The organism is Kitasatospora sp. SC0581 (genome assembly GCF_048159585.1).
Lineage (GTDB): Bacteria > Actinomycetota > Actinomycetes > Streptomycetales > Streptomycetaceae > Kitasatospora.
Genome location: NZ_JBLRWA010000310.1, coordinates 1 through 324, shown reverse-complemented (window position 1 = coordinate 324; position 324 = coordinate 1). Strand labels below are relative to the sequence as shown.

Below are 324 nucleotides of genomic sequence, written 5' to 3'. Positions count from 1 at the left end.
GCCCCCGCCGAGCGCTGGGTCGTCGACGGCGGACCGCACACGGTCGGCGTCATCGCCTCCGTCACCCGCCCGTTCTGCCGGGCCTGCGATCGCACCCGGCTCACCGCCGACGGCCAGGTGCGGACCTGCCTGTTCGCCACCGAGGAGACCGACCTGCGGGCCACCCTCCGCTCGGACGCCTCCGACACCGAGGTCGCGGAGCTCTGGCGGAAGGCGATGTGGGGCAAGAAGGCCGGCTCCGGCCTCGACGACCCGGAGTTCCTCCAGCCCGACCGCCCGATGTCGGCGATCGGCGGCTGACGGCCGAGCCCCCCGGCCCGGACC

The 324-nt window shown here is 75.9% G+C and carries 1 pseudogene; it reads left to right on the top strand.

The features are described 5' to 3' along the window. Positions 1 to 300: pseudogene (locus ACLWS4_RS38240) on the top strand (GTP 3',8-cyclase MoaA); the annotation flags it as partial. Positions 301 to 324: the final 24 nt, after the last annotated feature.